The organism is Bradyrhizobium sp. SZCCHNR1098, from assembly GCF_032489375.1.
Taxonomy (GTDB): domain Bacteria; phylum Pseudomonadota; class Alphaproteobacteria; order Rhizobiales; family Xanthobacteraceae; genus Bradyrhizobium.
Map to the genome: position 1 here is coordinate 336,843 of NZ_JAUEXY010000004.1, position 22,915 is coordinate 359,757.

20 protein-coding genes are annotated in these 22,915 nt (G+C 65.8%); 13 read left to right on the forward strand and 7 right to left on the reverse strand.

Going from position 1 to position 22,915, the window contains the following annotated elements:
* Window positions 1-2 precede the first annotated feature (2 nt).
* The 6 genes from QX135_RS11930 to QX135_RS11955 all read left to right on the forward strand — a co-directional run bounded on the left by QX135_RS11930 (window position 3) and on the right by QX135_RS11955 (window position 10,406).
* The gene (locus tag QX135_RS11930; RefSeq protein ID WP_315735943.1) at window positions 3-314 is read left to right on the forward strand and encodes a hypothetical protein; all 312 of its coding nucleotides are present in this window, start codon (window positions 3-5) and stop codon (window positions 312-314) included.
* A 219-nt stretch (window positions 315-533) separates the two neighbouring features.
* Window positions 534-1,268 carry a porin family protein gene (locus QX135_RS11935; RefSeq protein WP_315784731.1) on the forward strand — a complete coding sequence of 245 codons (735 nt, stop codon included), beginning with the start codon at window positions 534-536 and terminating at the stop codon, window positions 1,266-1,268.
* 243 nt (window positions 1,269-1,511) lie between these two features.
* Complete coding sequence (locus QX135_RS11940; protein WP_315784733.1) at window positions 1,512-3,650, forward strand: HAMP domain-containing methyl-accepting chemotaxis protein; 2,139 nt, start codon at window positions 1,512-1,514, stop codon at window positions 3,648-3,650.
* Between the two features lie 191 nt (window positions 3,651-3,841).
* Complete coding sequence (locus tag QX135_RS11945) at window positions 3,842-4,900, forward strand: MBL fold metallo-hydrolase (RefSeq protein ID WP_315778419.1); 1,059 nt, start codon at window positions 3,842-3,844, stop codon at window positions 4,898-4,900.
* 208 nt (window positions 4,901-5,108) lie between these two features.
* On the forward strand, window positions 5,109-6,338 hold the full coding sequence (hemA, locus tag QX135_RS11950) for a 5-aminolevulinate synthase (RefSeq protein ID WP_316181401.1): 1,230 nt from the start codon (window positions 5,109-5,111) through the stop codon (window positions 6,336-6,338).
* 549 nt (window positions 6,339-6,887) lie between these two features.
* Window positions 6,888-10,406, forward strand: coding sequence for a PAS domain-containing hybrid sensor histidine kinase/response regulator (locus tag QX135_RS11955; RefSeq protein WP_316181323.1), 3,519 nt, complete (start codon window positions 6,888-6,890; stop codon window positions 10,404-10,406).
* Window positions 10,407-10,578: 172 nt separating this feature from the next.
* On the opposite strand, the gene QX135_RS11960 is transcribed toward QX135_RS11955, so the two are convergent.
* Window positions 10,579-11,514, reverse strand: coding sequence for a LysR substrate-binding domain-containing protein (locus QX135_RS11960; RefSeq protein WP_315784741.1), 936 nt, complete (start codon window positions 11,512-11,514; stop codon window positions 10,579-10,581).
* Between the two features lie 206 nt (window positions 11,515-11,720).
* On the opposite strand from QX135_RS11960, the gene QX135_RS11965 reads away from it, so the two are divergent.
* A complete protein-coding gene (locus QX135_RS11965) occupies window positions 11,721-13,034 on the forward strand; it encodes an MFS transporter (protein WP_316181320.1) in 1,314 nt (437 codons plus the stop codon).
* A gap of 883 nt (window positions 13,035-13,917) precedes the next feature.
* Here QX135_RS11965 and QX135_RS11970 read toward each other — a convergent pair.
* Entirely contained in the window at window positions 13,918-14,592 is a 675-nt protein-coding gene (locus QX135_RS11970) for a response regulator transcription factor (protein ID WP_316181318.1), read from the reverse strand.
* A gap of 352 nt (window positions 14,593-14,944) precedes the next feature.
* Between QX135_RS11970 and QX135_RS11975 the strand changes: the two genes are divergently transcribed.
* On the forward strand, window positions 14,945-16,615 hold the full coding sequence (locus QX135_RS11975; protein WP_315735921.1) for an MFS transporter: 1,671 nt from the start codon (window positions 14,945-14,947) through the stop codon (window positions 16,613-16,615).
* 108 nt (window positions 16,616-16,723) lie between these two features.
* Here QX135_RS11975 and QX135_RS11980 read toward each other — a convergent pair whose 3' ends face one another.
* The 3 genes from QX135_RS11980 to QX135_RS11990 all read right to left on the reverse strand — a co-directional run bounded on the left by QX135_RS11980 (window position 16,724) and on the right by QX135_RS11990 (window position 18,508).
* Entirely contained in the window at window positions 16,724-17,191 is a 468-nt protein-coding gene (locus QX135_RS11980) for a secondary thiamine-phosphate synthase enzyme YjbQ (RefSeq protein ID WP_315784746.1), read from the reverse strand.
* Between the two features lie 24 nt (window positions 17,192-17,215).
* Window positions 17,216-17,782 (reverse strand): hypothetical protein, encoded by a 567-nt coding sequence (locus QX135_RS11985; protein WP_315773769.1) that lies wholly within the window; start codon window positions 17,780-17,782, stop codon window positions 17,216-17,218.
* 102 nt (window positions 17,783-17,884) lie between these two features.
* Entirely contained in the window at window positions 17,885-18,508 is a 624-nt protein-coding gene (locus QX135_RS11990) for a 2-hydroxychromene-2-carboxylate isomerase (RefSeq protein ID WP_315735914.1), read from the reverse strand.
* A 286-nt stretch (window positions 18,509-18,794) separates the two neighbouring features.
* Here QX135_RS11990 and QX135_RS11995 point away from each other — a divergent pair, with 286 nt between their 5' ends.
* The 5 genes from QX135_RS11995 to QX135_RS12015 all read left to right on the forward strand — a co-directional run bounded on the left by QX135_RS11995 (window position 18,795) and on the right by QX135_RS12015 (window position 21,352).
* Window positions 18,795-19,172 (forward strand): AtpZ/AtpI family protein, encoded by a 378-nt coding sequence (locus tag QX135_RS11995; protein ID WP_315784748.1) that lies wholly within the window; start codon window positions 18,795-18,797, stop codon window positions 19,170-19,172.
* A gap of 73 nt (window positions 19,173-19,245) precedes the next feature.
* Complete coding sequence (locus QX135_RS12000; protein WP_315735910.1) at window positions 19,246-19,989, forward strand: F0F1 ATP synthase subunit A; 744 nt, start codon at window positions 19,246-19,248, stop codon at window positions 19,987-19,989.
* A 40-nt stretch (window positions 19,990-20,029) separates the two neighbouring features.
* On the forward strand, window positions 20,030-20,257 hold the full coding sequence (locus QX135_RS12005) for a F0F1 ATP synthase subunit C (protein WP_006615622.1): 228 nt from the start codon (window positions 20,030-20,032) through the stop codon (window positions 20,255-20,257).
* A 28-nt stretch (window positions 20,258-20,285) separates the two neighbouring features.
* Window positions 20,286-20,861, forward strand: a complete 576-nt coding sequence (locus QX135_RS12010; RefSeq protein WP_315735908.1) for a F0F1 ATP synthase subunit B' — start codon at window positions 20,286-20,288, stop codon at window positions 20,859-20,861.
* The gene (locus QX135_RS12015; RefSeq protein ID WP_315797757.1) at window positions 20,861-21,352 is read left to right on the forward strand and encodes an ATP F0F1 synthase subunit B; all 492 of its coding nucleotides are present in this window, start codon (window positions 20,861-20,863) and stop codon (window positions 21,350-21,352) included. The genes QX135_RS12010 and QX135_RS12015 overlap by 1 nt, the downstream gene beginning before the upstream one ends.
* Window positions 21,353-21,474: 122 nt before the next feature.
* Here QX135_RS12015 and QX135_RS12020 read toward each other — a convergent pair whose 3' ends face one another.
* Both QX135_RS12020 and QX135_RS12025 read right to left on the reverse strand, forming a co-directional pair.
* Complete coding sequence (locus QX135_RS12020; protein ID WP_315778388.1) at window positions 21,475-22,092, reverse strand: hypothetical protein; 618 nt, start codon at window positions 22,090-22,092, stop codon at window positions 21,475-21,477.
* A 142-nt stretch (window positions 22,093-22,234) separates the two neighbouring features.
* Window positions 22,235-22,822 (reverse strand): GNAT family protein, encoded by a 588-nt coding sequence (locus QX135_RS12025; protein WP_315735904.1) that lies wholly within the window; start codon window positions 22,820-22,822, stop codon window positions 22,235-22,237.
* Window positions 22,823-22,915 lie beyond the last annotated feature (93 nt).

Here is a 22,915-nt window from a genome sequence, read left to right on the forward strand (position 1 = left end):
CCATGTCGAAACCCATCCCGGACAAGGCCGAGATCGCGCTCGAATATCCCGACAAGTTCTATGCCGGCACGTTCGAGCATTCCTCGCGGTTCGAAGCCCATCTCGAATCATCTGGCCTGGCATTGACCCTGGAGCGCCCCGGCCCTGAGGACGTCCGCAAATCGATCCATATGCATCTGAACTTTGGACTGCTCGCCGCGATCCTTCACGAGCTCGCCGCCGGCATCGCTTCGATGCCCAAGGACGACATCATCCATCGCGAGCAGCTGCGCGACGCAGTCGCGGCCTTGCATCGAGCTCTTAACGCGCCTTAACCAGTTGTGCCGCGACGGCACAGCAAGGCCCGGCGTCAGCTCCTGCTCCAGCCTTCGTTAGTGCATTGCTAACTACGCCAGAACCTTTGCCCGCAGAAGGTCGGGTTGGAGGCCAGTGTGCTGCCCGAGTGACAGCATTTTATTCGAAAGCGATCTATCTCCGATCCATCGACGGCGCGCGCTGCGCGAGCCTTGTTAGTTGAGTATCGGAGACCCGCCATGAAGAAGATCCTGTTCGCAACCGTTGCAGTCGCCGCGCTGGCCTCGGCCCAGTCCGCTGTCGCCGCCGATCTCGGCGCCCGGACCTATCCCTACGCCACCAAGGCGCCGCCGGCCTATGCCGCTCCGATCTACAACTGGACCGGCTTCTATCTCGGCGCCCATCTCGGCGGCGCGTTCTCCAGCGACAACAACTTCTCCGGCCTCGCCACCGGCAACAACTCCAACGGCCGCTTCCTGGGCGGCGTGCAGGTCGGCGCCGACTGGCAGTTCGCACCGACCTGGGTGATCGGCGCCGAGGGCCAGTACAGCTGGCTGAGCGGCAGCGTCGGCGCCGCCTTCCCCGGCGGCCTCGTCTACACCAACAGCCAGCGCGGCCTCGGCTCGATCACCGGCCGCTTCGGCTACACCTGGGGTCCGGGCCTGCTCTACGTGAAGGGCGGCTACGCCTATTCCGACAACAACGAGAAGGTGACGTTCGCCGGCACGCCGGTCGGCTTCGCAACCAACGGCGACCACCGCAACGGCTGGACCGTCGGCGCCGGCCTCGAATACATGTTCGCGCCCAACTGGTCGGCCAAGGCCGAGTATCAGTACTACAATTTCGGCAGCGCCACCTTCACGGCGCCCGCCGCGCTGGTCCCGACCGGCAGCTTCACCACCGACGACCACACCTTCAAGGCTGGCGTGAACTACCGCTTCAACTGGGGCGCTCCGCTCGCGGCCCGCTACTGATCCGCAGGCGTCAAATAACAACAAACGACGGGAAGGCCGGCAGCGATGCCGGCCTTTTCTGTCATAGGTTATCGAAAGCGCGGCCCAACAATCCTTTCCGTCCTGTTAAATGCCGCACGGTGAAATGCGAAAATGCGAGAAAACTCAGCACTGCCCGAGTAGTTTCCCGGATTTGTTAACCGCCCGCCGCGATACTGCCTGCAAGCAACAGCTCCAAGTAGTGCATATCGGGGGACACCAGAGATGGCGATTCGGTTCAGCTTCAGCAGGGTGCTCGGAGTCCTGCGACCTGGATGGGGCGTCCGCGGCAGCCTGTTCGCAGCCTTCGCAGTGATCGCCGGCATGGCGATCGCGATCAGCGTCGCTGCGGGACTGATGCTGCGACACGTCGGCGGCACCATGGTCGAGCTCTCGGACCGCGAGATTCCGCGCCTGACCTCGAGCCTGCAATTGCTGGCGCAGAGCTCCGGCCTGGCCAGCCTCGGCCCGGCGCTGCTGCAGTCCCAGAGCGAGGACGCGCTCAACGATCGCCTGAAGAAGATGCAGGAGATCCAGAAGACCACGCAGGAGCGCCTGAGCGAGATCAGCGCGCTCGGCGCCGCGAAAAGCGTGGTGGCGCCGCTCGCCGAAACCATCAAGAACATCAACGAGGCCAATCAGAGCCTGGTGTCGGCCGCACGCGAGCGTCTCGAAGTCGCGGCCCTGCACAACAAGCAGTATGACGCGCTGCGCAAGGCGCAGGCGGACTTCACTGCCGCCGCCAACGAGCCGATGCTGGATGCCCAGACGCAGCTCAACGCCGTGCTCGGCGCAGCCGAGGTGTCGGCAGACGACGCAACGGCGGCCGCACGGTTCGTCGAGCAGCTCGGCAACGTGATCGCGTCCGGCAACCTGCTGGTGGCGCAGATGGCCGCCGCGCTCTCGGCCAACGACAGCGACACGCTGGAGACGATCGAGCGGCAGTTCAAGGAGGCGCTGGCGCAGCTCAAATCCAATCTCGAATTGCTGCCGACCGGCCGCAGCACCAAGGCAATCCACGATGCCGCGCTGAAGCTCGCCGCGCTCGGCGAGGGCAAGGCCCGCGTGTTCAAGACGCGCGAGAAGGAGCTCGACGCCAACGATTACGGGCAGACCGTGCTGGAGGAGACGCGAAAGCTCAATGTCGGTCTCGACATCAGCGTGCAGCAGCTCGTCGAAGGCGTGCGCAAGTCGACCGAAAGCGCCACCAGCACGGCGGGCCGTGACATCGAGCTGGCAACGCTCGGCATGGTCGGTGCCGGCGCAGCCACGCTGCTCGGCTCGGTGCTGTTCGTCTGGCTCTATGTCGGCGGCAACATCCTGCGCCGGATCAAGCGGCTGCAGCAGGCGATGCAGACGCTGTCGAGCGGCGATCTCGACACCGAGATTGCGGCCTCGAAGCAGCGCGACGAGATCGGCGCGATGGTCGACACCCTGCAGGTGTTCCGCGACAACATGGTCCGAGCCCGTACCCTGGCCGCCGAGCAGGACCGCGAGAATGCCGCGAAGGCCGAACGCGCCGCGCGCATGGAGGCCCAGATCGCCACGTTCGAGGCGACGGTGCGCAGCGCCCTCGGCACGCTGCAGAACTCCGCCACGGCCATGCAGGCGACCGCGCAGAGCATGTCGCAGACCGCCGACCAGTCCAACTCGCTGGTCAATGCGGTCGCGGCGGCTGCCGAGGAGACCTCGGTCAACGTCCAGACCGTGTCGGCCGGCACCGAGCAATTGTCGTCGTCGATCGCGGAGATCAGCCGCCAGGTCGTGACCTCGGCCCAGATCGCCAAGAAGGCGGTCGAGGAAGCCGGCGCCACCGACTCGACGATGCAGGGACTCGCCGACAATGCGAGCCGCGTCAGCGTCGTCGTCGACCTGATCCAGGCGATCGCCTCGCAGACCAACCTGCTCGCGCTCAACGCCACCATCGAGGCGGCGCGCGCGGGCGAGGCCGGCCGCGGCTTCGCGGTGGTCGCGCAGGAGGTGAAGAGCCTGGCGAGCCAGACCGCCAAGGCCACCGATGAGATCCGCACCCAGATCGCAGGCATGCAGCAGGTCGCCTCGTCGGCCGTGTCGGCGATCCGCAACATCGGCGAGACCATCGCCGAGATCGACAACGTCACCACCGCGATCGCCGCCGCCGTCGAGCAGCAGGGCACCGCGACGCACGAGATCGCCCGCAACATCCAGCAGGCGGCCTCCGGCACCACCGAGGTCTCCAACAACATCACCGGCGTCTCCAGCGCCTCGGCCCAGGCCGGCACCTCCGCCAACGAGGTGCTCAGCGCCTCGGAGGCGCTACGCCGCGAGGCCGACACCTTGCGCGCCGAGGTCGATTCGTTCCTGACCAACATCCGGGCGGCGTAGTTGCTACTCGCCGGTCATTCCGGGTTCGAGGCCTGCGGCCTCGCGCCGGAATGACGGGGGCGTGGCGAAGCAGAAGGCGCCGAGGCAGGTCATGCTGGCGCGCCCCGAAGCACCTTCCGTACCCCGGAATGCCGTCCAGCCATGTGTTTTTCGGCTGGCGCTCGCCCGCAGCGGCCGTTAATCGATGAGGCATGACGAAGACAGACACCGTTCACTCCTCCGCCGAAGCCCTGCGCTATCCCTGGGAGCAGCATCCCGGTGAGGACCAGGTCGTCGAGGTCGCGCCCGGCGTGCTGTGGCTGCGCCTGAAGCTGCCGTTCCGCCTCAACCATGTGAACATCTATCTGCTCGCCGATGGCGACGGCTGGGTCGCGGTGGACTCAGGCTTCGGCAATGAGGAGTCGATCGCCGCCTGGACGCGGCTGCTCGATGGCCCGCTCAAACACGTCAAGATCAGTCGGCTGATCGTGACGCATTCGCATCCCGACCATGTCGGGCTCGCCGGCTGGATCGTCGAGCGCTTCAACTGCCCGCTGGTGATGTCGCAGGTCGAGTACCTGCAGTCGGTCTATCACCAGAACCGCGGCACCGAGGAGCGTCGCGATGCCCAGCGGCTGTTCTTCCGCCGCCACGGCATGGACGAGACCCTGACCGACAAGCTGCTCGGCCGCGGCCAGGAATATCTGCAGCGCGTCTCGGTGCTGCCGGCCTCTTACCGCCGCATCTCCCATGGCGACGAGATCCAGATCGGCAGCCGGCGCTTCAAGGTCATCACCGGCGGCGGCCACGCGCTCGACCAGGTCATGCTGTATTGCGCCGCCGACAAGCTGTTCCTGTCCGCCGACCAGGTGCTGAGCAAGATCTCGCCCAATGTCAGCGTCTGGGCGGTCGAGCCGGACCAGAACTCGCTCGGCGAATATCTGGCCTCGCTGGCGAGCCTCACCACCACCCTGCCCTATGACGTGCTGGTGCTGCCAGGCCATGGCGTGCCGTTCTACGGGCTGAAGACGCGCATCAAGCAGCTCGCCGACCACCACGAGGAACGCTGCCGGATGATCGCGGACGCCTGCCGCGACGAGCCGAAGACCTCGGCGCAGCTCGTGCCGGTCGTGTTCCACAAGCACGTGCTCGACCCGCACCAGATGGGCTTTGCCGCCGGCGAACTGATCGCCCACGTCAACTACATGCTGGTCGAGGGTCGGCTGACCAGCCAGGACGTCGACGGCGTGCTGCATTATCGCACCACCTGAGGCTGCGGAGCTGTGCCGCCGCCGCGTCGCCGCAATCCGGGCGCCGTTCGGCCGAGATCCCTCCTCCCTTGGACAAATCGCCCAATTCCCGCCGTGGGATTCCGGCTCGACAGCCGCTCTGGAAACGCTCTAAGAAGACCTCACGCCACGCATGCCGCGAGGTTTCACTTCAGGTGCTGCACTGCAGCGCGCCAGTTCGGGTTTCGTGATGAACTACAGCCAGTACTTCAGTGCCGCCCTCGGTCGCCTGCATGATGAGCGTCGCTACCGTGTCTTCGCCGATCTCGAACGCATCGCCGGCCGGTTCCCGCATGCGACCTGGCACTCGCCGAGCGGACCACGCAATGTCGTGATCTGGTGCTCCAACGACTATCTCGGCATGGGCCAGCACCCGAAGGTGGTCGGCGCGATGGTCGAGACCGCGACCCGCGTCGGGACCGGCGCCGGCGGCACCCGCAACATCGCCGGAACCCATCATCCCCTGGTGCAGCTCGAGGCCGAGCTCGCCGACCTCCACGGCAAGGAAGCGGCGCTGCTGTTCACCTCCGGTTATGTCTCCAACCAGACCGGCATCGCCACGCTCGCCAAGCTGATCCCCGACTGCCTGATCCTGTCGGACGCGCTGAACCACAATTCGATGATCGAGGGCGTGCGCCAGTCCGGCTGCGAGCGCCAGATCTGGCGCCACAACGACCTCGGCCATCTCGAAGAGCTTCTGATCGCGGCCGGCCCGAACCGGCCGAAGCTGATCGCCTGCGAGAGCCTGTATTCGATGGACGGCGACGTCGCGCCGCTGGCGGCGATCTGCGATCTCGCCGAGCGCTACAACGCGATGACCTATGTCGACGAGGTGCATGCGGTCGGCATGTACGGCCCGCGCGGCGGCGGCATCGCCGAGCGCGACGGCGTCATGCACCGCATCGACATCCTCGAAGGCACCCTCGCCAAGGCGTTCGGCTGCCTCGGCGGCTACATCGCCGCCAAGGGCGAGATCATCGACGCCGTGCGCTCCTACGCGCCGGGCTTCATCTTCACGACCGCGCTGCCGCCGCCGATCTGCTCGGCCGCCACGGCTGCGATCAAGCACCTGAAATCGTCGAGCTGGGAGCGCGAACGCCACCAGGACCGCGCCGCTCGGGTGAAGGCGATCCTCAACGCCGCCGGCCTGCCGGTGATGACCAACGACACCCACATCGTGCCGCTGTTCGTCGGCGATCCCGAGAAGTGCAAGCAGGCGTCCGACCTGCTGCTGGAAGAGCACGGCATCTACATTCAGCCGATCAACTACCCGACCGTCGCCAAGGGCGCCGAGCGCCTGCGCATCACGCCCTCGCCCTATCACGACGACGGCCTGATCGACCGCCTCGCCGAGGCCCTGCTGCAGGTCTGGGAACGGCTGGGCCTTTCGCTGCACAAGAAGGCGATGGCGGCGGAGTAGCCCTTCGTAGCCCGGGTGAGCGCAGCGACACCCGGGTTCGCCTCGGCAGCTCATAGGACCCCGGATATCGCTCCGCTCATCCGGGCTACGCGCGCCCGCGGCTGAGCTGGCTACGCGATCACCTCACGTGCCACTGCGCTCCCCTCCCCCTTGCGGGGAGGGGTCGGGGGTGGGGGTCCACGAGTCCCGCTCTCCATGAGACAGCCTGAGCTCTCTAAAGGAGCGAAGAGTCCAGCTGCTGACGATAAGGCCGAGGCGCGCGTCTAATTCAATTCAGTGCCCGGGGCCCCCCACCCCCAACCCCTCCCCGCAAGGGGGAGGGGAGCTGACCGGCCACGCCGCGAGACACGGGCTCAGATCGTCACGACTCCACCGATCCGTCTGGATATGGAACGGACCGCCGCCGTCGAAGCGATACATCGCGCCGCCCTTAACGAGGCCTCCTCGTTCCCTGCGTCCCCCGCCACATCCCTATCGCCCCGCCTCTCGCAAAGCGCTAAGTTCGCAGCCAATTCACGGGGCGCAGCGATCGAGGAGTTCGCGAAGGCCATGCTGCATGACTGGGGCGTGATCGCAGCCGCGTTCGGCTACATCGGCTTCCTGTTCCTGGTCGCCAGCCGCGGCAACCGGGCCGGAGAGCGGCGGCCGGCGGAAAGCCGTGGCCGGCTGGCTGGGCTGATCTACCCGCTGTCGCTGGCGATCTACTGCACCTCCTGGACCTTCTTCGGCTCGGTCGGCTTCGCCTCGCGCACCAGCGTCGACTTCCTTGCGATCTATCTCGGGCCGATCCTGATGGTCGGCGCCTGCACGCCGCTGCTGCGCCGGGTGATCCAGCTCGCCAAGTCGCAGAACATCACGTCCGTGGCCGACCTGATCGGCGCCCGCTACGGCAAGAGCCAGGCGGTCGCAGCAACGGTGGCGCTGATCGCGATCATCGGCTCGGTGCCCTACATCGCGCTGCAGCTCAAGGCCGTCGCCTCCTCGCTGCAGACCATCCTGATCGACGACCGCGCCTTCGCCCACATCCCGATCGTCGGCGACATGGCGCTGATGGTCACGCTCGCGATGGCCGTCTTCGCGGTGCTGTTCGGCACGCGACAGACCGACGCCACCGAGCATCAGCATGGCCTGATGCTGGCGGTCGCGACCGAGTCGATCATCAAGCTCGTCGCCTTCATCGCCGCCGGCGCCTTCGTCACCTTCTGGATGTTCTCGCCGGTCGAGCTGATCGAGCGCGCGATGAAATCGCCGGAGGCCGAGCGCGCGCTGGAATATGTGCCGGGCATCGGCAATTTCCTCACCATGACCCTGCTGTCGTTCTGCGCCGCAATGCTGCTGCCGCGCCAGTTCCATGTCAGCGTGGTCGAGAACGCCGACGACGCCGAGGTGTCGCGCGCGCGCTGGCTGTTCCCGTTCTATCTCGTCGCGATCAATCTGTTCGTGATTCCGATCGCGCTCGCCGGCCTCGTGACCTTCCCGTTCGGCGCCGTCGACAGCGACATGTATGTGCTGGCGTTGCCGATCGAGGCCAATTCGCAATGGCTGTCGATCCTCGTCTTCGTCGGCGGATTGTCGGCGGCGACCGCGATGGTGATCGTCGAATGCGTGGCGCTGTCGATCATGGTGTGCAACGACATCGTCGTGCCGCTGGTGCTGCAGCGTCAGGAGCAGCGCGAGATCGGCCGCGACTTCGCGGGCTTCCTGCTCGGCACCCGCCGCATCGCGATCTTCGCCATCATGGTGATGGCCTATTTCTACTACCGCGCGCTCGGCAACACCCAGCTCGCCGCGATCGGTCTGCTGTCGTTCGCCGCCATCGCGCAGCTCGCGCCGAGCTTCTTCGGCGGTCTGTTCTGGCGGCGCGCGACCGCGCGCGGCGCCATGGGCGGCATGCTGGTCGGCTTCGCCGTCTGGCTCTACACGCTCTTCATCCCGAGCTTCCTGGACACCTCGACCGCGGGCATCCTGTTTCTCCAGCACGGCCCGTTCGGGCTGGAGGCACTCAGGCCGCAGGCGCTGCTCGGCACCGATCTGCCGCCGCTGCTGCATGGCGTGCTGTGGAGCCTGTCGCTCAATCTCCTGACCTACATCGTGCTGTCGCTGGCGCGGCAGCCGTCGTCGATCGAGCTCTTGCAGGCGGACATCTTCGTACCGGCCGAGCTGACGCCGAGTGCGCCGAGCTTCCGGCGCTGGCGCTCGACCGTGACGGTGCAGGACATCCAGAGCACGGTCGGCCAATATCTCGGTCCCGACCGCGCTCGCGCCTCGTTCGAGGCGTTCGCCGCCCAGCGCAACCTCCCGCTCGATCCGGCCGCGCCGGCCGATTTCGAGCTGCTGCGCCATGCCGAGCACCTGATCGCCTCCTCGATTGGCGCGGCGTCGTCGCGCCTCGTGATGTCGCTGCTGTTGCGCAAGCGCACGGTGTCGGCCAAGGCCGCCTTGAAGCTGCTCGACGATTCCCATGCCGCGCTGCATTTCAACCGCGAGATTCTGCAGACCGCGCTGAACCATGTGCGCCAGGGCATCGCGGTGTTCGACGCCGACCTGCAACTGATCTGCTCCAACGGCCAGTTCGTCGACCTGCTCGGGCTGCCGCCGGATCTGGTGCAGATCGGCAGCCCGTTGAAGGAAATCCTCGAATTCATGGGCACGATCGGCGCGCCGACCTATGAGGACAGCGAGGCGCTGCTGGCGCGCCGACTCGCCGCCTACACCACCGAGGGCGAGCCTTATCTGGAACGCCTCGCCGACCGCCACATGGTGATCGAGGTCCGCACCAACCGCATGCCGGATGGCGGCCTCGTCATCACCTTTACCGACGTGACGCCCTCGTTCGAGGCCGCCGAAGCGCTGGAGCGCGCCAATGCGACCTTGGAGAAGCGCGTGCGCGACCGCACCGAGGAGCTGACAAGGCTGAACTCGGAGCTCGCGCTGGCCAAGAGCGCCGCCGAGGACGCCAACATCTCCAAGACGCGCTTCCTCGCCGCCGCCAGCCACGACATCCTGCAGCCGCTGAACGCGGCGCGGCTCTATGTGACCAGCCTGGTCGAACGGCAGACGGCGGGCGAGGATTCGCGCCTGGTCGAGAACATCGACGACTCGCTCGAGGCGATCGAGGAGATTCTCGGCGCGCTGCTCGACATCTCCCGGCTCGACGCCGGCGCGATGACGCCCTCGATCTCGAGCTTCAAGATGGCCGACCTGATGCGCTCGCTGGAGATCGAGTTCGCGCCGGCCGCGCGCGCCAAGGGTCTGGAGCTGGTGTTCGTGCCGTCGTCGCTGCCGGTCGAATCCGACCGCCTGCTGCTGCGCCGGCTGCTGCAGAACTTCATCTCCAACGCCATCAAGTACACGCCCAAGGGCCGCGTGCTGGTCGGCTGCCGCCGCCACGGCCAGTCGCTGCAGATCGGCGTCTACGACACCGGCGTCGGCATCCCCCCGGTCAAGCGCGGCGAGATCTTCAAGGAATTCCACCGCCTCGAGCAGGGCGCGCGGATCGCGCGCGGCCTCGGCTTGGGGCTGTCGATCGTCGAGCGCATCGCGCGTGTGCTCAATCACGGCATTGCGCTGGACTCGCGACCCGGCCGCGGCTCGGTGTTCTCAGTGACGGTGCCGATCGCCAAGGCGATCAACCACACCGCCGCCGTCACCACCGCGACCCCGCTGGCAACGACGCCGATCGCGGGCGCCCTGATCGTCTGCATCGAGAACGATCCCGCGATCCTCGACGGCATGAAGACCCTGCTGACGGCGTGGGACGCCGAGGTGATCGCCGTCCCCGATCCGGAGTCCGCGGTGGAGGCGATCGCGGCACGCGACGGCGCCGTCACCGGCCTGCTCGTCGACTATCACCTCGACCGCGGCAACGGCATCGCCGCCATCCGCGACATCCGCCGCCGCTTCAATGAGGCGCTGCCCGCGATCCTGATCACCGCCGACCGCAGCCCCCACGTCCGCGCCGCCGCCCGCGACGACAACATCGCCGTGCTCAACAAGCCGCTGAAGCCGGCGTCGCTGCGGGCGTTGTTGGGACAGTGGCGGATTCAGCAGATGGTGGCGGCGGAGTAGCGTGCGGGACCATGGTCGCGCGTGGCAGCTGCTCGGAGTTTCTGCGCGACCAACTGGCGGCGGACTTTTGGATCAACTTGCAGAAGATGTAAGAATTGCGGTTTTCGCAGCAGGAGGTTGGCGACCTCATCAGAGAGCTGCCGACTCGTGCAGGGCTTCGGACGCAGCCCGGTTAGGTGAGATTTCGATCGGCGAACACCCCGAGGCTCGTCTCCTCGGCGGCGTCAGCGAGCCAGCCGACCAGAACCTTCGTGTTGCGATCTCCAATGAGTTCCGGGCTCCAACGTGCAATGTGAACCTTAGTCGAGAGCACGTCCGGAGCGGCTGCAAGTGCAGGAACGAGACGCCCGTCGCTGATCGCATCGGCGACGAGCAGGGAGCGTCCAATGGCAACGCCGGCCCCTTCCACGGCGGCCGTTAGACAAAGGCCCATGTCTCCCAACACGAGACCGCGCGGCTCGGCGCGCTTGATCTCGAGCTTCTGGAACCAGTAGGACCAACTCCACTCACCCGGGGTATGACGCTTCTGGATCAATGGAAGGTCGAGCAGCGCCGCGGGGTCCGACAGCGGCCTCGCCTGCGGCAGCAACGACGGCGCACAGACCGGAAAGACACGCTCGCGAAACAGTGGTGCTTGCACCGACGTGGCGCGGGACTCGGTGAGTGTGGTCCACAAGATCCGCACGTCCAGCGGCGGCTCGCCATCAGCCTCGGACTCGACGGGCACGAAATCGATCTCGATGTCCGGATGGAGCGCGCGAAAGGCTCTCAGCCGGCGAACCAGCCACCACGCGGCTAACGACGAGCCGGCCCCCAAGCGCAGCGTCTGCCGGCCAGGTCGACGACGTAGACTGGTCCCGAGGCCCGCGATCCCATCCAGCAGGCCTGCAAGCTCGCCCTGCAATCTCGCGCCGTCCTCGCTCAGTTCGATCCCGGGATTCAGTCGCCTTAAGAGTTGCACGCCGAAAAACTCTTCCAGACGGCGGACCTGATGACTGATCGCACTCTGTGTCACGCCCAGTTCGTCGGCGGCGCGCGTAAAGGAGCGATGGCGAGCGACCGCATCGAACGCAATCAGCGGGCGGAAGGGCGGCAGGCGTCGGGTCATCGGGCTCGTTCTCCAGGAGCATGATATAGATTCATGCCGCTTTGAGGAACGATCATTCGCGTTGGCAGGAGGTGGTGAGGCATGAAAGCCGCATGCCAAACGCACCTTCGACGAAGCGTACACCCGCATCTTATCATCCAAGTCACAGCACGACCGCAGCTTCGCAGCCCGCTGGCAGCGCCCTGTCGACGCTGATCGCCGCATGCATGAGCGGCTTCTTGTTTCAATTCGATCTCACCGCGCTCTCGGCGGCGTTGCCGGACATTGCATCCAGCCTGTCCGCTGACGTTGCGCAGCAAGCCTGGGTGATCGACGTCTACAGTCTGGCGTTGATCTTTGCGCTTCCGCTGGCAGGCCCGGTCGCCGATCGGTATGGGCGATGGCGCGTGTTCATGACCGGCGCCATTCTCTTCGCCCTCGCGTCGGCGCTATGCGCGACCGCGACCACCCTGTTCGGTCTCTTGGCCTGGCGCGTGTTTCAGGGGATTGCCGGCGCTGCGCTGACGGCATCTGCGTCGGCCCTCGTCGCCGCCGCCTACCCTGGCTCTCGCCGGGCTTGGGCCTTCGGCATATCGGGGACCGTCATCGGCGCGTCGATGGTGGCCGGGCCACCGCTCGGCGCGCTCATTGCGGCGACGCTGGGATGGCCGTGGGTGTTCTGGATCAACATCCCCATCTGCGTCGCGCTGGTGCTGCTGACGGGTCGAACCGCCAGCAACCATTGCCCTTCAAGGACATCTGCGCCACTAGACTGGGCCGGGCCCGCGGCACTTGCGCTGGGCGTCGGGTTGCTCGCGTTCCTGATGCTGGCTGATCATGGCCCTGAAGGATCGGGCCTCATTGCAACGCCTCCCGTGCTCGGCGGCTGTATCGCCGCCTTCGTGCTCTTTGTCCGCATCGAGCGGCGGCACGCTGCGCCCGCGTTCGATTTTGCGCTGTTCGGCTCGCCACGATTCGTGGCGATGTGCCTGGTCCCCATCGCTGGCTCGATCGGATTCTGGGCCCTTCTCGTCCACTTGCCGCAAATGGCGCGCGGGCCCATGGCACTCAGCCCGGCGGCCACCGGCCTTCTGCTGACAACCTTGACGGTGCCCATGGTGCTGCTTCCATCCATTGGGGCCAAGCTGGCCGCGACGCTGCCGGCGCGCTGGTACTTCGCAGGTGGGCTCGCGATCGTGGGCGGAGCCGATCTCCTGCTCGCGCTCGCGACCTACGACCTCCGCACGACGCTGGCCATCTGGGCCGTCGTCGGCGCGTTGCTGATCGGCGGCAGCGGTTGCGCGTTGTTCAACGCGCAGATCACGGCTGCGGCCGTTTCGGCCGTACCACCTGATTGTGCCGCGACGGCAGCGGCCATCTGCGTGACGATGCGACAGATCGGCTTCGCGTTCGGGATCGCGCTGATCGGCGCCCTGCTGCAGCGCGACGACCCGCACGCCTACGCGACGGCCTTCGCCGCGGTGGCGGCGTGCATGCTTGGTCTCACCGCTGTGGCATTCGTTCTGCTCAATCGACCCTGAAAAATCTCCCTTGGTTGCCGATGCACGCATTGCCCGGAGGAGCATGTGCACCATCTGTCTCCGCCGAATGAGTGGAGTGTGACTGGACCGGCGACGACGTCTCCGGATTTGAGCATGCTGCACCGGCACTCGCACGTCCGATGCAACTTGCGACGGAGTTTGATTTCGTCTTGTCACATCAACTGGATCAGAATCTCCTGCTCTCGCTGGTCCAAAATCCTGTTTCTTTTTTCCAGAAATCATGCTACGAGTCGCGCCATCCCGTGCCCGCCATGAGGGGCGCTTCGCGATCGTCACGAACGTAGGGCGCGGGATGCGGTGGGCGCGTCGGGTCGCAGCGTGCTTTGGCATGCCGACGAACGAACCGGCGCGCACGGTCAAGCCGTGTGGTCCTGGCATCCCGTTGCTGATGCCAAATCCGTGACGACGGTGTTGCGGATGACGGGGGCAAGAAAGCCGGTCCCCGGGGAGAGCGCGGAGCAGCCGTTAAAGCCATCGCGCAGGGAAGGCCGGGTGTTTCGGCCAGACCTGTGGTGACTGCCGCCTGCTTTTTTTCTGCAGGCGGGCCACGGGCGCGGCCAGCGCCCGGCCTTCCCTGCGCCCTCTATCTTCAAGAGGGCCGATGATTGGCAAAGCTCGGACGCGCTGTGCGCCGCGAGGCCGTGAAGGCGTGTCGCGAGTGAAGCAGAAGGCGTGCGGAATGGACGCTGTCCACATACACTGCAAGACGGCATCAAGCGCCGGCCAATGGCGCCTCCGGCAGACTGCTGCGGGGTATCGTCATTCCGGGGCGGCTCGCAGAGCCGAACCCGGAATCTCGAGATCCCGGGCCCCGTCCTTCGGACCATCCCGGAATGACGACTCATCCAGATTTTCCCGTCGCCTACTTCCCCGTCGGCGTATCCTGCCGCCAGGCGCTGCCCGCGATCTTCGCGGCGGCGATCACAGCCTGGGTCCGGCTCTCGACACCGAGCTTCTGCAGGATGGCCGAGACATGCGCCTTGATGGTCGCCTCGGAGACGCCGAGCTCGTAGGCGATCTGCTTGTTGAGGAGGCCCTGCGACAGCATCATCAGCACGCGCACCTGTTGCGGGGTCAAGGTGACCAGCCGGTCGCGCAGCTTCGTCATCTCCGGATCGGCCCCGGCGGCGAGGTCGGTGTCGGGCGGCACCCAGACGTCGCCGTCCATCACCTTCTTGATGGCATCACGCAGCGTATCGACGCCGAACCGTTTCGGGATGAAGCCGGACGCGCCGAAATCGAGCGAGCGGCGGATCGTCGCGCCGTCGTCGCTCGCCGACACGATGACCACCGGGATCGCCGGATATTGCGCGCGCAGATAGATCAGGCCCGAGAAGCCGGAGATGCCGGGCATGGTGAGGTCGAGAAGTACGAGATCGACCTCGGAATCCTTTTCCAGCAGTGCGGTGAGTTCCTCGAACGAACCGGCCTCGTCGACCACGGCCTCCGCGAGCACGCTCGCGACCGCCTGCCGCAAAGCGTTGCGGAACAGCGGGTGATCATCGGCAATGACGAGATGGGTGCTGGCAGCCGCCATGAATCCAGACTTGACCTTGCGAGACCGACGACATGCTGCAACTGCACACGCCCGGTTTTCCGGAAATACTCGCCCGGCCACCGGTTGCATGCAAGCGTCCAATTCCACTTGCAGGGAAGGCGGTTAATCCGAACCTTGTGCAACGCAACATCGGTAACGCGACGGCCGCTCACCGAACTTGATCCGCCGCAATGTCCCCATCTTTCCCGCGCGCCGCAGAGGGCAGAGCCGAAAGTCGTATTGGGGCGGGTTTCACTGCAATGTTACTGAAGGCCAAGGTCTCCGCGACCTGCGCCGTCCAAGTCCGGCATGCGGAGGCGAAAGCCATCATCACAACAATCATGGGGAGCGAATGCCGATGTCGACAATGGTAGCCACACAAGCGAGATCGGGAGGCATGACGAAGGACGAACGCTTCGTCATTCTGGCTTCCTCTCTCGGCACCGTGTTCGAGTGGTACGACTTCTATCTCTACGGATCGCTGGCCTCGATCATCGGCGCGCAGTTCTTCAGCGCCTACCCGCCGGCCACCCGCGACATCTTCGCGCTGCTGGCCTTCGCCGCCGGCTTCCTGGTCCGCCCGTTCGGCGCCATCGTGTTCGGCCGCATCGGCGATATCGTCGGCCGCAAATACACCTTCCTGGTCACGATCCTGATCATGGGTCTGTCGACCTTCATCGTCGGCATCCTGCCGAACGCCGAGACCATCGGCTTCGCCGCACCGGTGATCCTGATCGGTCTGCGCCTGCTGCAGGGCCTCGCGCTCGGCGGTGAGTATGGCGGTGCGGCCACCTACGTCGCCGAGCATGCGCCGATGGGCAAGCGCGGCTACTACACCTCCTTCATCCAGACCACGGCGACGATGGGCCTGTTCCTGTCGCTGCTGGTCATCCTGTTCACCCGCACCATCATCGGCGAGGCCGACTTCGCCAAATGGGGCTGGCGCGTTCCGTTCCTGGTGTCCGTGCTGCTGCTCGGCGTCTCCGTCTGGATCCGTCTGCGCCTCAACGAGTCGCCCGTGTTCCAGAAGATGAAGGACGAGGGCAAGAGCTCGAAGGCGCCGCTGACGGAAGCGTTCGCGAACTGGGGCAACGCCAAGATCGTGCTGCTGGCCCTGATCGGCGCCACCATGGGCCAGGGCGTGGTCTGGTATACCGGCCAGTTCTACGCGCTGTTCTTCCTGCAATCGATCCTAAAGGTCGACGGCTACACCGCCAACCTGCTGATCGCCTGGTCGCTGCTGCTCGGCACCGGCTTCTTCGTCGTGTTCGGCATGCTGTCCGACAAGATCGGCCGCAAGCCGATCATCATGGGCGGCTGCCTCATTGCGGCGCTGACCTTCTTCCCGATCTTCAAGATGATCACCACCAACGCCAACCCGGCGCTGGAGAAGGCGATCGAGGCGACGAAGGTGGAAGTGGTGGCCGATCCCGCCGGCTGCGGCGACCTGTTCAACCCGGTCGGCACCCGCGTCTTCACCGCGCCTTGCGACACCGCCCGCGCCTTCCTGGCCCAGTCCTCGGTCAAGTACTCGACCGTGTACGGTCCGGCCGGCTCCGGCGTGAAGGTTACCTTCAACGGCAAGGAAGTGCCCTACACCGACGCCAAGACCAGCAACCCGGCGCTGACGGCGGCGATCGGCGAGGCCGGCTATCCGAAGGCCGGCAACCCGACGATCGTGAAGATGGCGCATCCGTTCGACATCTTCCGTCCGCAGGTCGCGGCGATCATCGGCCTGCTGCTGATCCTGGTGATCTTCGTCACCATGGTCTACGGCCCGATCGCAGCGATGCTGGTCGAGCTGTTTCCGACCAAGATCCGCTACACCTCGATGTCGCTGCCCTACCACATCGGCAACGGCTGGTTCGGCGGCCTGCTGCCCGCCACCGCCTTCGCAATCGTGGCCTCGACCGGCGATATCTATGCCGGCCTGTGGTACCCGATCACGTTCGCCGTGATCACCGCGGTCGTCGGCTTCATCTTCCTGCCGGAGACCAAGGACGTCGACATCCAGGCCGATTGATCACGAGGCGAGCGGCACCCCGCTCGCATCTGCTTCCAACGACGAACGGCCGCGGATCACTCCGCGGCCGTTCCGCTTTTTGCGCCAGGGATTTTCTCTTTTATGGCCTCAGGCCGCGCCGATGAACTGCAGCACCACCTCGCGCCGATGCGGACGCGCGCGATGCTCGATCAGATAGAGCGCCTGCCATGTGCCGAGCATCATGCGGCCGTCCTGCACCGGCACCTGCTGCGAGACCGCGCTCAACATGGTCTTGACGTGCGCCGGCATGTCGTCGGGTCCCTCTGTGTCGTGCACCCAACCGGCATTCTCCGGCGCCAGCCGCGCCAGCACCGTGGCGAGATCGTGCAGCACGGTGGGATCGGCATTCTCCTGGATCGTCAGCGACGCCGAGGTGTGGCGAATGAACAGGGTCACCGCGCCTTCCCTGGCGGATACTTCACGCAGGAACGCCTCGACCTCGCGCGTGAGATCGGTGAAGCCGCGGCCCGAAGTCTGTACGGTCAGAGTCGAGGTTACGATCGTGTTGATGACGCTCACCGAGGGCGCGCTGCGCGACATCGATCTGGCTGGCATGCGTTCAGCCTCCTCGAAGCGGTCTCAGATCCTGCCCGAGACGTCCTTCTGCACCCGCGTCGCCATGTCGAGCAGCCGGCGCCAAGCCTGTTCGAGGAACCCCATCATGCGATCCATGTCCTGGTCGCTGGGCAGCGGGATCTCGAGCTTGCGCGTTGCATCGGAGGATTTCGATTCACCGGGCTTGTCCCCCGTCTTGGGTTCGACTTTCTTCAACTGATCGGATTTGGGCAGCGCCTGATCTTTCGGCAGCGGCTCATCGATCTTGCCGGAGATGCTCTGGTCGCGCGACGCGAGCTGGCCCTTGAGCTTTTCATTCTCCGCCTGCAGACGGCCGATCTCGGCATCCAGCGCGGCGCGCTCATCGGGCACCGCGTAACAGGCGAAGCCCGACCCACCGCTGTTGTTGCACATCGAGACCGCACCGGTCCTCGTATCGAGCCGGATCACGCCATCCGATGTCGTCGACATCGTGTAGCGTCCCTTGTCGCCGTCAGGCGCGGTGTCCTCGATCGCAAACGCCTCTCCGCCCAGGCAGCTCAACGCCAACAGCGCGAGGAGGGGCGGCCGGTAGGGCTTCGTGAGACTCATGGCTGGCTCTCCCAGGCGCATTCGCAACCGCCGCCATGCACGCCGACATTGTGTCGCGGCCATGACGTTGCCCCAGGTGCGATCCCCTGCCACAGGCCGCACCTATGTTTCGGACGTATAGGCGGAGCGACCGGATTTCAACGCGTCCGCCAGCAGCTCGAGCCGGTCCTGCCCCCAGAAGATCTCGCCGTCCAGCACATAGGCCGGCGAGCCGAACACGTCGGCCGCGATCGCGTCCTGCCGGTTCTGCTCGTAGGCCGCCCCGACCATGTCCGTCGCCGCCTGCGTCACGAGATCGCGGCCCGGCAGTCCGGCTGCATCGGCCAAGCCGGCGATCACCTCGGCATCCGCAAGATTGAGCTGCTGCTCCCAGATGGCCGGGAAGGCGCGCTGCAGATAGGGCTCCGGATCGAGGCCGGCCTGCTGCGCCGCGATGACGACGCCGTCGGCGAGCCGGGCGTTGAAGGGCCAGTTGTTCGGCTGGATGTGGAAATCAAGACCGCGCTTGTCGCGCCACCGCTTCAGCTCGACGATGCGATAGCGCTGCCGCGCCGGATGGCGCTTGGCCAGTGGAAGCCCGCCGGTCTCGGCGAACAGATCCACCAGCATGACCGGCTTGAGGTTGACGGTCGCCCCGTGGCTCGCGGCGATGTCGCGGAACAGCCGGTGGCCGATATAGGCCCATGGCGACTGCAGCGAGAAATAGTAGTCGATCTGGCGCGCCATGCGGGTTCCCGTGTCGGTTGGAGCTCAGCGAGAGCTGATCAGAGGGTCCTGACGGGTGCAAGATCGCAGCCGCACACAACACTGTTGATGCGGCGCGGTGACACGCGCGACCGATCTGACGAAAAAGCCGAGAAAACGTGTAAATTCAGGCATCTAACAGTTCAACACGCAATCTTGACTTGGGGGGATGCGGTCAGTATGGTCCGCCCGGCTTTAAAGGGCGATGGGGCGCTAATTCCTGAAACTCGCGGCACCGGGTCGGGTCTCCACACGTGGCGGATGGCACATGGCGGATGACACGAACGAGAGCAGCGGACACAAGGATCGCGACAAGTCGCCCGATGAGGCTGCGCTTTCCGCAAGGCTCGGAAGTCTCGACCAACGGTTGTCCGAAATTCGCGACGGCCGAAAGATCGGGGCTGATCAACCTGGAAACGGCAGCGGTGACACTGCAGCCCGGGCTTCGGCCATGGCGCGTGGCCTGCGACTGTCGTCCGAGTTGATCGCCGGTGTCCTCGTCGGCGCGTTGCTTGGCTGGGGCTTCGACCGCTTGCTGTCGACATCGCCCTTCGGTTTCATCGTGTTTTTCCTGCTCGGCTTTGCCGCCGGCGTGTTGAACGTGGTGAGATCCGCAGGCATAGCTCCCGACAGGCCCCGCCAGTGAGATCAGCGCGGAAGATCGTCGAGTGAATTGCAAAGCGCCGGCGTGGCCGGTGAACAACTGAGACGCCACGCGGATGATCGATCCGATCCACCAATTCCATCTCAACAAGATCTTCACGATCGGCCACATCGGCAATCAGGAGATCACCTTCACGAACTCGTCCGCGTACATGCTGCTCGCGGTCGTGCTCATCGCCGTCATGATGATGGCGGCCGGGCGCGCGCTCGTGCCGGGCCGGTTCCAGTCGGTGGTCGAGCTGTCCTACGAATTCGTCGCCAACACCATCAGAACCAGCGCCGGCTCGCACGGCATGACGTTCTTCCCGCTGGTGTTCTCGCTGTTCATGTTCATCTTCGTCTCGAACATCGTCGGCATCATCCCCTACACCTTCACCGTCTCCAGCCACATCATCGTCACCTTCTCGCTGGCGCTCTTGGTGTTCCTGACGGTCATCATCTACGGCTTCTACAAGAACGGCCTGAAGTTCTTTAAGCTGTTCGTGCCGTCCGGCATCCCCGCGGTGATCCTGCCGCTGGTGGTCGTGATCGAAATCATCTCCTTCTTCTCCCGCCCGATCTCGCACAGCGTCCGTCTGTTCGCCAACATGCTGGCCGGCCACGTCACGCTGAAGGTGTTCGCGAGCTTCGTGACCATGCTCGGCGCGCTCGGCTTCGTCGGCAAGGTCGGCGCGTTGCTGCCGCTCGGCCTCACGGTCGCGCTGACCGGCCTCGAGCTGATGGTCGCGTTCCTCCAGGCCTACGTCTTCACGATCCTCACCTGCATCTATCTCAACGATGCTATCCATCCGGGCCACTGATCCGGCCCTCTCTACCAAACCCCTCAAAGGAGTTCGTTTCATGGATCCGGTTGCAGCGAAGTACATTGGCGCGGGCATTGCCTGCATCGGCATGGGTGGCGCGGGTGCCGGCATCGGCATCATCTTCGGCAACTATCTGTCGGCCGCTCTGCGCAATCCGTCGGCTGCCCAGGGCCAGTTCGGCAACCTGATTTTCGGCTTCGCGGTGACCGAAGCGCTCGGCATCTTCTCGCTGCTGATCGCGCTGCTCCTGCTGTACGCCGTCTAAGACGGCCTGAGCCGGACAGGAGAAGCCCGTGGCTGAAAGTCATGGCGAGGCCAAGGGCGGCGAGGCCAAGGGCACCGCAAGCGCCCATACTGAGGCCGATGGCGGGCATGGTTTCCCTCCCTTCCAGAAGGAAACCTTTCCCTCCCAGATCGTCTCCCTGGTGATCGCCTTCGTGGCGCTGTACGTGATCGTCTCGCGTGTGGCGCTGCCGAAGGTCGGGGCCGTCATCGACGCCCGCCAGAAGTCGATCGACGGCGATCTGGCTGAAGCGCAGCGGCTGAAGGATGAATCCGAAGCCGCGATGAAGGCGTATGAAAGCGAGCTGGCGACGGCTCGTGCCCGTGCCCAGGCGATCGGAGCCGAGACCCGCGAGAAGCTCGCGGCTTCTTCGGACGCCGAGCGCAAGGCGCTGGAAGACAGCCTCGCATCCAAGCTCGCGGCGGCTGAGAAGTCCATCGCCACCACCCGCACGACCGCAATGAGCAATGTCCGCGGCATCGCCGCAGACGCAGCCAGCGCGATCGTGAAGCAGCTCACCGGCAAGGCCCCTGCGGCCAAGACGGTCGAGGCTGCGGTCGATGCATCGTTGAAGGGAACAGCCTGATGCATTTGCTTGCTGATCCGGAAACCTGGGTTGCGATTGCCTTCGTGATCCTGATGGGCCTGTTCGCCTATCTCGGTGTCCACCGCACGGTCCTGAAGGCGCTCGACAATCGCTCCGAGCGCATCAGGAACGAGCTGGCGGAGGCCAAGCGGCTCAAGGAAGAGGCGGCCAAGGTGCTCGCCGATTACAAGACCCGCCGCGCCAGTGCCGAACGCGAGGCCGAGGAGATCATCACCAGCGCCAAAGCGGAAGCCGAGCGCATCGCGGCGGAGGCCAAGGTCAAGATGGAAGACTTCGTCGCCCGTCGCACCAAGGCCGCCGAGAGCAAGATCGCCCTCGCCGAGGCCCAGGCTCTCGCCGACGTCAGGTCCGCTGCGGCGGATGCCGCCGTCCAGGCCGCCGCGACCGTGCTGTCGCAGTCGGTCAAGGGCGCTCTTGGCGAAGACCTCGTGGCCAAAGGCATCGCGGAAGTCGGCCGCAAGCTGAACTGAGCGGCAGTCCATCTGATCCAGAATCTTCAAAAGGCCGGGGCGATTTCATCGCGCCGGCCTTTTGCGTTGAAGGCCATCGGCCCCGGACCTGCCGAGCGCGGCCTCGCCGTCGTTCACTCGCCTCACCTCCGCTTCTTGCCGTGCGGCCGCTCCGGGGTCAGGGCCTGCGGGTCGAAGCCGATGTAGAAGACGTAATTGTCGGCATTGGCGCCGGGCGGCGGGACCGGATAGACCATGTCCTCGGCGACGATCGTGAACGGCACGCTGCCGTCCTCGGTCATCTGCACCGTGGTGCGATACGACTTGGTCGCGATCACCTTCTCGCCGATGCCGCCCTGGACCACGGCGATGCGCATGGGAATGTCGACGCTCGCTGGCGCGCCCGCCGGTCCGGCAACGATGCGCCCCTGGATGCCGATCTTGGCGATGATTTCGGCCCCGTTGAGATTGCATTCGCGCGCGGTCTTCGTGATCGACGCCTGGAACCGGACGTCATTGCCGACCGCCTGCTTGCCGGGCGCGGCCACGGCGTAGGTCGAGGCGCCGGCGCGAATGCTGACCGGCGGACAGGTCAGGCCCTCGGTCGGATCGGCCGGCGGTCCGCCGCCGGCGGGCAAGTTCTCCTGTCCCTTGTTGTCGGAGCCGCCGCCGAACAGGCTCTTGAAGCGGTCGGTCAGCGATTGGGCGGCCGCCGGCGGCGCCGCGCCCGCGGCTCCCAAGGCCAGCAGCACGGCTGCCAACGTCCCAACCCTGATCACGCTCGTCTCTCGCATCGTCTGATATCCCCGGCAACTCGGTCGCCCAGCCCAGGCGTCTATACCCAATTCAGAGGCCGGAACCAGCCCCGATCGGCCTCTCCCGCGGCCATCCCGATCACGATTGCTACCCTCGGAAATCCTCGTGCAACAGGCCATAGAGGTAATGGTCCTGCCAGACCCCGTTGATGCACAGGTAGCGACGCGCCAGGCCCTCGCGGGTGAAGCCGCATTTCTCCAGCACGCGAATCGACGGCGTATTGGTCGGGATGCAGGCCGCCTCGACCCGGTGCAGATTGAGCTCGCCGAACAAGGTCGGCAGCAGTAGCCGCAGCGCCGCCGTCATGTAGCCATGATGCGCGAACGGCTGCCCCATCCAGTAGCCGATGGTGCCGGCCTGAACGATGCCGCGGCGGACATTGGCGAGCGTGATGCCGCCGAGCATGGCGCCATCCTGCTCGCGGAAGAGGATGAACGGATAGGAGCGGTCGGCCGAGATGTCCTCGGCATAGCGGCGCAGCCGGCGGCGGAAGCCGGAGCGCGTCAGGTCGTCGGACGGCCAGATCGGCTCCCAGGGCGTGAGATAGTCGCGGCTGATCTCGCGCAGCCGCGCCCATTGCGCGTAATCGGCCATCTGCGGCGCGCGCAGCAGCAGGCCCTGGCCGCGCGGAGCCAGCGCAGCCGGTCCGTTGGATGGCAAGCGAAACAGGGCCATCTGTGATGCTCCCCCTGCTCTTTCCGGGTCGAAGCCTGCTCCGACCCACCCCAGATCTCCGGCGCCGAGTCCTGGCGGAATTCAATGCGAAGA

Bases quoted from the DNA above. Each gene is read 5' to 3' on its own strand.
- QX135_RS11995 (WP_315784748.1), top strand. From the start codon at position 18,795: ATGGCGGATGACACGAACGAGAGCAGCGGACACAAGGATCGCGACAAG.
- QX135_RS11960 (WP_315784741.1), bottom strand. From the start codon at position 11,514: ATGACCCGACGCCTGCCGCCCTTCCGCCCGCTGATTGCGTTCGATGCG.
- QX135_RS11990 (WP_315735914.1), bottom strand. From the start codon at position 18,508: ATGGCGCGCCAGATCGACTACTATTTCTCGCTGCAGTCGCCATGGGCC.
- QX135_RS12000 (WP_315735910.1), top strand. From the start codon at position 19,246: ATGATCGATCCGATCCACCAATTCCATCTCAACAAGATCTTCACGATC.
- QX135_RS11955 (WP_316181323.1), top strand. From the start codon at position 6,888: ATGCTGCATGACTGGGGCGTGATCGCAGCCGCGTTCGGCTACATCGGC.
- QX135_RS12015 (WP_315797757.1), top strand. From the start codon at position 20,861: ATGCATTTGCTTGCTGATCCGGAAACCTGGGTTGCGATTGCCTTCGTG.
- QX135_RS11985 (WP_315773769.1), bottom strand. From the start codon at position 17,782: ATGAGTCTCACGAAGCCCTACCGGCCGCCCCTCCTCGCGCTGTTGGCG.
- QX135_RS11940 (WP_315784733.1), top strand. From the start codon at position 1,512: ATGGCGATTCGGTTCAGCTTCAGCAGGGTGCTCGGAGTCCTGCGACCT.
- QX135_RS12005 (WP_006615622.1), top strand. From the start codon at position 20,030: ATGGATCCGGTTGCAGCGAAGTACATTGGCGCGGGCATTGCCTGCATC.
- QX135_RS11975 (WP_315735921.1), top strand. From the start codon at position 14,945: ATGCCGATGTCGACAATGGTAGCCACACAAGCGAGATCGGGAGGCATG.
- QX135_RS11980 (WP_315784746.1), bottom strand. From the start codon at position 17,191: ATGCCAGCCAGATCGATGTCGCGCAGCGCGCCCTCGGTGAGCGTCATC.
- QX135_RS11965 (WP_316181320.1), top strand. From the start codon at position 11,721: ATGAGCGGCTTCTTGTTTCAATTCGATCTCACCGCGCTCTCGGCGGCG.
- QX135_RS12025 (WP_315735904.1), bottom strand. From the start codon at position 22,822: ATGGCCCTGTTTCGCTTGCCATCCAACGGACCGGCTGCGCTGGCTCCG.
- QX135_RS11970 (WP_316181318.1), bottom strand. From the start codon at position 14,592: ATGGCGGCTGCCAGCACCCATCTCGTCATTGCCGATGATCACCCGCTG.
- QX135_RS11945 (WP_315778419.1), top strand. From the start codon at position 3,842: ATGACGAAGACAGACACCGTTCACTCCTCCGCCGAAGCCCTGCGCTAT.
- QX135_RS11930 (WP_315735943.1), top strand. From the start codon at position 3: ATGTCGAAACCCATCCCGGACAAGGCCGAGATCGCGCTCGAATATCCC.
- hemA (WP_316181401.1), top strand. From the start codon at position 5,109: ATGAACTACAGCCAGTACTTCAGTGCCGCCCTCGGTCGCCTGCATGAT.
- QX135_RS11935 (WP_315784731.1), top strand. From the start codon at position 534: ATGAAGAAGATCCTGTTCGCAACCGTTGCAGTCGCCGCGCTGGCCTCG.